8 protein-coding genes are annotated in these 9,138 nt (G+C 72.0%); 1 reads left to right on the top strand and 7 read right to left on the bottom strand.

The genetic code is table 11. From position 1 onward, the window contains the following. Positions 1-96: 96 nt before the first annotated feature. The 3 genes from PKA16_RS12760 to PKA16_RS12750 form a co-directional block, all read right to left on the bottom strand. On the bottom strand, positions 97-915 hold the full coding sequence (locus tag PKA16_RS12760; RefSeq protein WP_324403640.1) for a Fic family protein: 819 nt from the start codon (positions 913-915) through the stop codon (positions 97-99). A gap of 51 nt (positions 916-966) precedes the next feature. Further along, positions 967-1,494, bottom strand: a complete 528-nt coding sequence (locus PKA16_RS12755) for a DUF4172 domain-containing protein (protein ID WP_324403638.1) — start codon at positions 1,492-1,494, stop codon at positions 967-969. 133 nt (positions 1,495-1,627) lie between these two features. After that, positions 1,628-2,635, bottom strand: coding sequence for an oxygenase MpaB family protein (locus tag PKA16_RS12750; protein ID WP_324403636.1), 1,008 nt, complete (start codon positions 2,633-2,635; stop codon positions 1,628-1,630). A 94-nt stretch (positions 2,636-2,729) separates the two neighbouring features. On the opposite strand from PKA16_RS12750, the gene PKA16_RS12745 reads away from it, so the two are divergent. Further along, the gene (locus PKA16_RS12745; RefSeq protein ID WP_324403634.1) at positions 2,730-4,079 is read left to right on the top strand and encodes a TIGR03862 family flavoprotein; all 1,350 of its coding nucleotides are present in this window, start codon (positions 2,730-2,732) and stop codon (positions 4,077-4,079) included. 11 nt (positions 4,080-4,090) lie between these two features. Here PKA16_RS12745 and PKA16_RS12740 read toward each other — a convergent pair whose 3' ends face one another. The 4 genes from PKA16_RS12740 to PKA16_RS12725 form a co-directional block, all read right to left on the bottom strand. After that, on the bottom strand, positions 4,091-4,639 hold the full coding sequence (locus PKA16_RS12740) for a DUF882 domain-containing protein (RefSeq protein WP_324403632.1): 549 nt from the start codon (positions 4,637-4,639) through the stop codon (positions 4,091-4,093). A 134-nt stretch (positions 4,640-4,773) separates the two neighbouring features. Next, complete coding sequence (locus PKA16_RS12735; RefSeq protein ID WP_324403630.1) at positions 4,774-6,426, bottom strand: L,D-transpeptidase family protein; 1,653 nt, start codon at positions 6,424-6,426, stop codon at positions 4,774-4,776. 101 nt (positions 6,427-6,527) lie between these two features. Continuing rightward, positions 6,528-7,451: a 2-dehydropantoate 2-reductase gene (locus PKA16_RS12730; RefSeq protein WP_324403628.1), complete on the bottom strand. Its 924-nt coding sequence runs from the start codon at positions 7,449-7,451 to the stop codon at positions 6,528-6,530. 196 nt (positions 7,452-7,647) lie between these two features. Continuing rightward, positions 7,648-9,120, bottom strand: coding sequence for an NAD-dependent succinate-semialdehyde dehydrogenase (locus tag PKA16_RS12725; RefSeq protein WP_324403626.1), 1,473 nt, complete (start codon positions 9,118-9,120; stop codon positions 7,648-7,650). Between the last annotated feature and the right edge of the window lie 18 nt (positions 9,121-9,138).

The following is a 9,138-nucleotide window of genomic DNA, read 5'->3' as shown; positions in this document are numbered from 1 at the left end:
CATTGGAGGTAGGCAATTCATTTATGTTCCCTCAAGAATCAAACACTACACTAGAGGGGTCATTAGCTGCACTGCCAATCCACAGCAATCTCGCCGCTACTGCCTTGGCGATACGCCAGCAATCACCAACCGGTACCGCGTCCCCTTCCGCTCCCCCGTTCTGCGCAGCGCCCCCTTGCTCACCAGATCCGCCAGGTCCCGCGTCACTGTCGCCGATGATCCACCGGTGATGCTGGCATAGTTGCCCGCACTCAGGCCCCCGGCAAAGCCCTTGGGGCCTTCGCGCAGCAGCCGCAGCAGCACCTTCTCCTGTCGGGGGTTGAGTTGACCCGCGAGCCGCGTCATCAGGGCGGCCTTGTCGATCAGGAAGTGCACCCATTCGTCGGCTTCGGCTTGGGCCTGCAGGGCCTGCTGGGCGAACCATTGCAGCCAGGCGTCGATGTCGAGCCGCAGGCTGTGGCGACGCAGTTGCTCGTAGTAGTGCTTGCGCTGGCGGTGCAGCACGGCAGAGATGCCGGTGAAGCTGGGTGTGCTGGTGGCCTGCGCCAGTGCCAGTTCGGCTATGGCGCGGCCGATGCGGCCGTTGCCGTCTTCGAACGGGTGGATGCACTCGAACCACAGGTGCGCGACGCCGGCGCGCGTGATGGCGGGCAGGGCGTCGGGATGGCTAGGCGCCGTGCGGGCGAACCAGTCGAGGAAGGTGGCCATCTCGGCTGGCACGCGGGCCGAGGGTGGGGCCTCGTAGTGCACGCGCTCGTTGCCGATCTGCCCCGAAACGATCTGCATGGGGGTGGCGTGTTGCCGGTAGCAGCCCACACTGGCCAGGTCGCGCCGGCCGTGGAACAGCATGTGGTGCCAGCGGAACAGGCGCTGCTCGGTGAGCGGGGCATCGGGCGACCGGTACAGGTCCGCCATGAGTTCGGCAATGCCGTGCTCGCGGTGCCGACCGCGCGCTAGTGCAGTGTTTCACGCTATCAGGCACTTATAAAAGCCAGAAAAAGGTTTGCGGCAAGGCGCGGTTCGCAGCCAATGCTGGCGGCCTTGGCAAGAACTGCAACGCCGCCGCGAGCCTTTTTCTGGCTTCCCGCAGGGCGAGCCGCCAAGGGGCCATCTGCTTTGTTGCGTGGCCTTGACATGGACCCACCATGCCTGCGGCCACGCGCCGCGCAGCTGGCCCCTTGGCGACTCGTTATAGGTACCTGATAGCGTGAAACACTGCACTAGCGGGGACGCTGCGGCTGCCAGGCCCAGGTGCTTGCGCAGGGACGACCGCACGCTGTCGCGGTCCAGCAGTTCGCCCTCGATCGCCGATGTGCCGAGGGCGTCGCGCTCCAGCAGCGCAATGGCCAGGTCATCGCGCTCGCTGGCCGGCAGGTGGCGCAGGCTGCCGATGGTGATCGACACGCCCTCGATGAAGTGCCGCTCTTCCGCGTCGAGCAGGCTGCTGCACCAGCGGAAGTGGGGCCAGTCCGCCAGATGCCAGACCCAGGGCATGATCGATAAATCTCCTTTTATCGATCAAATAATAATGTTTTTTGATTGATAAAGGCAAACTTGTCCATCGAATCGACTTCGGGTCGAAGGGTGCCAGCGCCGTGGCCTGGCTGTCAGCCCCCGTATGGCGAGACTACGGCGCGCGATCGTCCTTCCACCGGAACAAGCCCGCGTAGTCGGCCCCCACGCGCCGGCACGCGCGCCAGGCGAGGCCGCCTTCGCCCATGGCGTCGCGGATGCTGGGGGCGGCCAGTCGCAGGGCGCCGGCACTGGCGCGGTCCAGCAGGCGCTGGCTGGCGGGTCGGCCCATGAGGTCGAGCGCCCAGCCGGGCAGCAGGGCGGCGGCGGCGCCGATGAAGACGCGCCGGCTGGGGCCGGCGAGCGGGATGGGCAGCGGCATGGCGGCGAGGATGCGCAGGACTTCGGCGGTGCGCACGTCGAAGCGCAGCTCGGGCCGCACACGGTCGAAGAAGGCGTGCAGCTCGGCCAGCGAGCCGGGCAGGGCGCGCGCGCCGAGGGCCTCGGCCACCCGCGCCATCTCCTGCAGGTAGCGGTCCTGCTGCGCGGGCGGGATGCGCACGCGGCAGATGCGCTGGTAGGCCTGCAGGAAGCCCCAGCATTCGGCGCAGTGCACCCAGGCCAGCAGCTCGGGGTCGTCGGCGCGGTAGGGGCGCCCGTCGGGGGCGATGCCGCGCACCTGGTGGTGGATCTCGACCACGCGGGCGATGGCGGCCTCGGCGGGGGCGCGCGGCGCGTAGGTGGTGCGGGCGACGAAGGCGGTGGTGTTGCGCAGCCGGCCCAGGACGTCGCGGCGAAAGCTCGAGTGGTCCCACACGCCGGCCAGGGCCAGCGGGTGCAGCGACTGCAGCAGCAGCGCGGCCACGCCGCCGACCATCATGCTGGGAAAGTCGGCGTGGATCTTCCAGGTGATGCTGCCCGGGCCGAACAGGCCGGGGTCGCCCACCGGCGTGTCGTAGTCGGGCGCCGGCGCGCTGCGGCTGAGCACGGCCAGGATCTGCCGCCGCAGGCGGCGGCGCAGCGGCGCGGGCAGGAGCTTGCGGCCGGGCAGGTCGGGCGTGGCGCCCTCCCGCCCCGTGCCGCTGGCGCGTCCGTCCAGCGTGGGTTCGTTCTCTGGGTTCATGCCCTGATTCTGTCGCGTGCAGCCCGGGCTGCCTCGGCCGAAGCGTACAAGGCTTGCGGGACAATCGCAGCTGCCTGCCCACCCGTTTCTGCCCTTGCCCGCGCTCGATCCCGCCCACTCATGCTTCGTCGCCATCGTCGGCGCCGGCCCGGCCGGGCTGATGGCGGCCGAGGTGTTGTCCGGCGCCGGGGTGGCGGTGCAGGTGTACGACGCGATGCCGTCGGCGGGCCGCAAGTTCCTGCTGGCGGGCCGGGGCGGGCTGAACCTGACGCATTCCGAGCCGCTGGCGGATTTCATGGACCGCTACGGCGAGCGCGCGGCGGCGGTGGCCGACTGGCTGCACGACTTCGGGCCGGCGGCGCTGCGCGACTGGGCGGACGGGCTGGGCGGAGCCACCTTCGTCGGCACGTCGGGCCGGGTGTTTCCGCGCGAGATGAAGGCCGCGCCGTTGCTGCGCGCCTGGCTGCAGCGCCTGCGCCGCCCCCAGGCGCCGGGCGCGACGCCGGTGCGCTTTCACATGCGGCATCGCTGGGCCGGCTGGGGGCGCGCTGACACGACCCCGGACGGCGCTGCGCCGGGCGCCGGCGCGCACGGCGTGGGCCGCCGGCTGGTGTTCGAGACGCCGGCCGGCCGCCTGGGCGTGGCGCCCGCCGCCGTGCTGCTGGCGCTGGGCGGCGCGAGCTGGCCGCGCCTGGGCTCGGACGGCGCCTGGCTGCCGTGGCTGCAGCAGATGGGCGCCGAGCTGGCGCCGCTGGCGCCGGCCAATTGCGGCTTCGACGCCGTGGGCCGCGCGGGCGCGGGCTGGACGCCGTTCTTCGCCGAGCGCTTTGCGGGCGAGCCGCTCAAGAGCGTGGCGGTGGCGTTCACCGACGGCCGGGGGCGGCGCTTCGCGCGCCAGGGCGAGTTCGTGGTCACGGCCACGGGCGTCGAGGGCAGCCTGATCTACGCCTTCAGCGGCCTGCTGCGTGACGAGATCGCGCGCGCCGGGCAGGCCAGCTTCATGCTGGACCTGCTGCCCGGCCGCACGGCGGCGCAGGTGCAGGCGGCCGTGGCGCACCCGCGTGGCAGTCGCAGCCTGTCGTCGCACCTGAAGAGCCGGCTTGGCCTGGGCGGCGTGAAGATGGCGCTGTTGCACGAACTGCTGGCGCCCGAGTCGCTGCACGATGCCGCCGCGCTGGCGCGTGCCATCAAGGCCCTGCCGCTCACCCTGGTCGCGGCGCGCCCGGTGGCCGAGGCCATCAGCACGGCCGGCGGGGTGCGGCTGGAATCCCTGACCGACGATCTGGAACTGCGCGGCGCGCCGGGTGTGTTCTGCGCCGGCGAGATGCTGGACTGGGAGGCGCCCACGGGCGGCTACCTCCTCACGGCCAGCCTGGCCAGCGGCGTGCGTGCGGCGCGTGGCGTGCTGCGGCGCCTCGGCACGTCACCGACGGCGCGCCGCTGAGGGCGCGCGACCTACCAGGTGCGCACGCGCCCGGTGTCGATGTGCACGAAGTTCTCGCGCGGGTAGAAGCCCACGCCGCCGGCCTTGAGCGAGCGCGCGGCGTCGCGCAGGTCGCTCAGCGCGACGCCGGGCAGGCGCACGTCGATGGCCTTGCCGTCCATGTGCAGGCTGCGCCTGGCAACGCCGCCGCCGCGCGTGGTGCGCAGGCGCTCGTTGGTGTGCGGACTGCGGTAGCCCGAGATGACCTCGAACGCGCGCGTGCTCTCGAGTTCGCGCCGCACGCGGTGCAGCAGGTTGTAGAGCTCGGGGTCCATCTGGCCCACCTCGCCGCTGTAGTGGTCGCGCAGGAAGTGGTTGAGCTGGTCCAGCGCGGTGGGCACGAAGTCGTTGCCGACGGCATACACCAGGGCGGTGCGCTCGTGCGTGTGCAGGTGGTTGAAGGAGAGGCGGCGTGCTCGTGCGGCCGGCACGCTGGCCAGGGCACCACCGGCGGCTGGCAGCAGCAGCCCGGCCATGCCCAGGCTGCGACCCAGGAACACGCGGCGATGCGGATTGTTCATGCGATGGGGGCTCCTTGGCGTGCAAACCAAAGGATTCTAAAGGTCTGAAATGCGCATCGGCCCGAAAACAACAGGCCCAGGTCGGGTTCGCGCATCGATCGGCCGCGTTTCGGCCGCGCGGAGGACGCCGACGGCTACGACGCCCTGCGCGGCGCCTCGGCCCGTACCGCTTGCTGCGGGCGCTGCGCCAGCGTGCGCTCGAGCAGCGCGTCCTGGCCGTACAGGTCGGGCGCGAAATGCACGCGGCCGTCCTGCACCGTGACGGTGCGGTAGACGATCAGCACCGGCACCGGCGTGGCCAGGCGTGCCGTGAGGGTGCGCGGCTGGCCCATCGAGGCGCGGATGCGCGCCACGGGCCATTCGGCATCGTCGTCCAGCACCCAGTGCGCCAGCTCGACCGGCTCCTCGACGCGGATGCAGCCGTGGCTGAAGTCGCGTCGTGCGCGGTTGAACAGGCTGACCGAGGGCGTGTGGTGCAGGTAGATGGCCTGGTTGTTGGGCAGCACGAACTTGATGTCACCCAGCGCGTTGAGCCGCCCGGGGCGCTGGCGCACGCGCCAGGCGCCGGACTCGACCGCCTCCAGCAGTTCGGGCGTGACCGTGCTGCTGCGCTCGCCGCCGGGGCCGACGAATTCCATGCCCTGCGCCGCCAGGTAGCCCGGATTGGCGCGCAGCTTGGGCAGGGTTTCGTTGCGGGTGATCGAGCGCGGGATGTTCCAGTAGGGATTGAATTCGATCCAGCGCATGTCCTCGTCGAACAGCGGCGTGCGCGTATCCAGCGCCTTGCCGACGACCACGCGCATGGCCAGTCGCTCGCGCGCCGCGCCGCCCTCGTGCTGCCAGGCGCGCAGCATGAATTCGGGCACGTTGACGGTGATGAAGCGTGCCGCGGCAGGCAGTGGCGTCATGCGCAGGCGTTCGAGCGCGAGCTCGATCTGCTGCACGCGCTGTGCCGGGGTCACGGCCAGCGCCGCCAGCGTGGCGCGGCCCAGCACGCCGTCAGTGTCCAGCGTGTGGCGGGCCTGGAAGGCGCGCACGCCGTCCTGCAGCGCGGCGTCGTAGGCCTCGGGGGCGTCGGCGGCGCCGGCCGGCAGGTCACCCAGCGCGCGCAGCCGTTCGGCCAGCGCGGGCAGGCCCGGCCAGCGCTGGCCGGTCTGCAGCTTGCCGCCGGGCACGCCCGGCAGCGGCTGGTCCCAGGCCGGGTGGCCCGCCAGCTCGCGGTAGCGCGCCAGCGCCTCGCGCAGCGGCGCGTATTGTGGCCAGGGCGGGGTGGCGGCGCGGCGCACCTCGGCCAGCTGGCCGCTGGCCGCGCCCGCGCGCAGCAGGGTTTCGAGCTCGGGCGCGGGCGCCGTCTCGCTGTCGTAATGGGCGCCCAGCCGCGCCGGGTCGACGCGGCCGTGGCGCAGCTCCTGCAGGTAGCGCGCCACAGTCTGGGTCAGCTCCGCGTCCCACTCGGCGACGCGCTCCGCGGGCACCGGCGCGCGGCCATCGAGGGCACGCGCCCAGCGTTCGGCGTCGTAGTCCGCGGGTCGCAGCCCGTCGCTGGCGGCCTGGGCCAGCCACTGCACCGCCTCATGTGCCGCCGGGCTCGGCTGGCCGTGTTGGTCGAACCAAAGGCTTTGCGCGCCGGCCGCCAGCGGCAGCAGCAGGCCGAGCAGGGCCGCGTGGCCCACCCAGCGCCGTGCCCGGCCGGCCAGGCGCAGTGCCGCCCGGTGGACGCGCGCGCCATGCGCCGGCGCGCCGGGCTGCCGGTGCGTGCTGGCGTGTGGGGCGCAGGCGTGGGTCATGCTGGCCATGATAGGCGAGCCCGGACGCTGCGGGCCATGTCCGCAAGCCGCTGGATGCGGCACAAATGCACGCCGCGGCGGCGTGGGCGGTGCCCGCGGGGTCAGGCGGCCGGACCGTCCGCGTGCAGCGCCAGGATGTCGCGCACGGCGCGGTTGGCGGGCGTGGGCACGCCGGCCTGCCGGCCCAGGTCGACCACGGCGCCGCTCAGCCACATCAGCTCCAGCCGGTGGCCGCGCTTGAGGTCCTGGTGCATGGAGGAGGTCATCTCGGGCGGGAAGCCGTCAAGCTGGGCGAGGCGGCTTTCTGCCTCGTCGGGCGCCAGCGCCACGCCCAGCGCACGGCCGACCGCGGCGGTCTCGGCGATCAGGTCGCGCAGGAAGGCACGCGTCAGCGGGTTGGCGCGGATCGGGCCGATCGGCATGCGCATGCTGGTGGTGCTGCCCGAGACGCCCACCAGCAGCACGAACTTCTGCCAGATGCGCAGCAGGATGTCGCCCGCCAGTTCGGCGTCGAAGCCGCCGCGCTGGCAGGCGGCCAGGAAGGCCTCGGCACGCGCCGAGCGCCGGCCGTTGAATTCGCCGAACACCAGCCGATGCATGGTGCCGGTGTGGGCGATCACGCCGGGTTCGCGGATCACGGCGCCGATGTAGGCCACGCCACCCATCACTGGCGCCTCGCCCAACTCCTGCTGCAGCAGCTCGCGCGCCTGCACGCCGTTCTGGAACGGGATCACGCCGGTGGCGGGGCCGACCAGCGGCCGGATGGCGCGTGCCGCGGCCTCGGTGTCGAACAGCTTGACGGCGAACAGCACGAGGTCGACCGGGCCGATGCTGGCCGGCTCGTCGGTCGCCTGGACCCGCGGCAGGTGCAGATTGCCGGTCGCGCTTTCGATGCGCAGGCCGTGCCCGCGCAGGGCCGCCAGGTGCGCGCCGCGCGCGATGAAGGTCACGTCGCTGCCGCCCTGCGCCAGCCGTGCGCCGAAGTAGCCGCCGACGCCGCCGCTGCCCATGATGGCGATTTTCATGATGGCCTCCTTTCTGCGCGCGTTGCGGGCGCGCCCGTCTCCCCAGTCCCTGGTGCTGCGCGCCGCCCGCGACGCATGAAGCAGCCCTGCTGCGAGGGTCGCCGAGCCAGCCATTCACGGACACCCCTGGCCGGGCTCTCCCTGGCCACCGGGTGCGTCCCCCTCAGGGGGAGGGCGCGTAACGCCTCAGGGGGAGTCACTTCAGCACATCGCCGATGCAGAGGTACTTCATCTCCAGGTACTCGTCGATGCCATGCGTCGAGCCCTCGCGGCCCAGGCCGCTCTGCTTGACGCCGCCGAAGGGCACGTGCTCGGTCGAGATGAGGCCGGTGTTGATGCCGACCATGCCGTATTCCAGGCCTTCGCTGACGCGCGTGATGCGGCCGATGTCGCGTGCATAGAAGTAGCTCGCCAGGCCGAACACGGTGGCATTGGCGGCGGCGATCGCCTCCTGCTCGGTCTTGAAGCGGAACACCGGCGCCAGCGGGCCGAAGGTCTCCTCGCGCGCCACCAGCATGTTGGCGCTGGCGTCGGCGATCACGGTGGGTTCGAAGAACTGGCCCTTGAGCTTGCCCCCGCCGGTGACGACGCGTCCGCCCTTGCGCAGCGCGTCGCGCACGTGCTTCTCGACCTTCGCGATGGCGGCGGGCTCGATCAGCGGACCGATGGTGACACCGTCCTCGAAGCCGCTGCCGACCTTCATCGCCTTGACGCGCGCCGCCAGCTTCTTGACGAAGGCGTCGTACACGCCGTCCTGCACGTACAGGCGGTTCGCGCAGACGCAGGTCTGGCCGGCGTTGCGGTACTTGCTGGCCAGCGCCCCCTCGACGGCGGAGTCCAGATCGGCATCGTCGAACACGATGAAGGGCGCATTGCCGCCCAGCTCCAGCGAGAGCTTCTTCACCGTCGGTGCGCACTGCGCCATCAGGATGCGGCCGACCTCGGTCGAGCCGGTGAACGACAGGTGGCGCACCACGTCGCTCTGGCACAGCACCTGGCCGATGGCCGGCGCGTCCAGGCCAGTGACGACGTTCATCACGCCGGCGGGCAGGCCGGCGCGCTGGGCCAGCTCGGCCGCGGCCAGGGCGGTGAGCGGCGTGAGCTCGGCCGGCTTGATCACCACCGGGCAGCCGGCCGCCAGCGCCGGCGCCACCTTGCGCGTGATCATGGCGAGCGGGAAGTTCCACGGCGTGATGGCGGCGCACACGCCGATCGGCTGGCGGATCACCGTGAGGCGCTTGTTGGCGTCGAAGGTCGGCAGCGTCTCGCCGTGCACGCGCTTGGCCTCCTCGGCAAACCACTCGACGAAGCTGGCGCCATAAGCCACCTCGCCGCGCGCCTCGGGCAGCGGCTTGCCCTGCTCGGCCGTCATCAGGCGCGCCAGGTCTTCCTGGTTGTCCATCAACAGGCGAAACCACGCCATCAGGATCTGGTGGCGCTGCTTGGCGGTCATGTTGCGCCAAGCCGGCCAGGCGGCGTTGGCGGCGTCGATGGCGGCGCGCGTTTCCTTCGCGCCCAGGTCGGCCACGTCGGCGAGCTTGCGGCCGGTGGCGGGGTCGTGCACGTCGAAGCGCGCCTTGCCCTTGACCCACTTGCCGGCGATCAGGGCGTCGGTCTTGAGCAGGCTCGGGTCCTGCAGCAGGGCGAGCGGGGAGGTGCGGGTGTCCATGAAGTGTCTCCGTATCGA

The organism is Ottowia sp., from assembly GCF_035325765.1.
Lineage (GTDB): Bacteria > Pseudomonadota > Gammaproteobacteria > Burkholderiales > Burkholderiaceae_C > Ottowia.
This window is presented reverse-complemented; position numbering and strand designations above follow the sequence as displayed.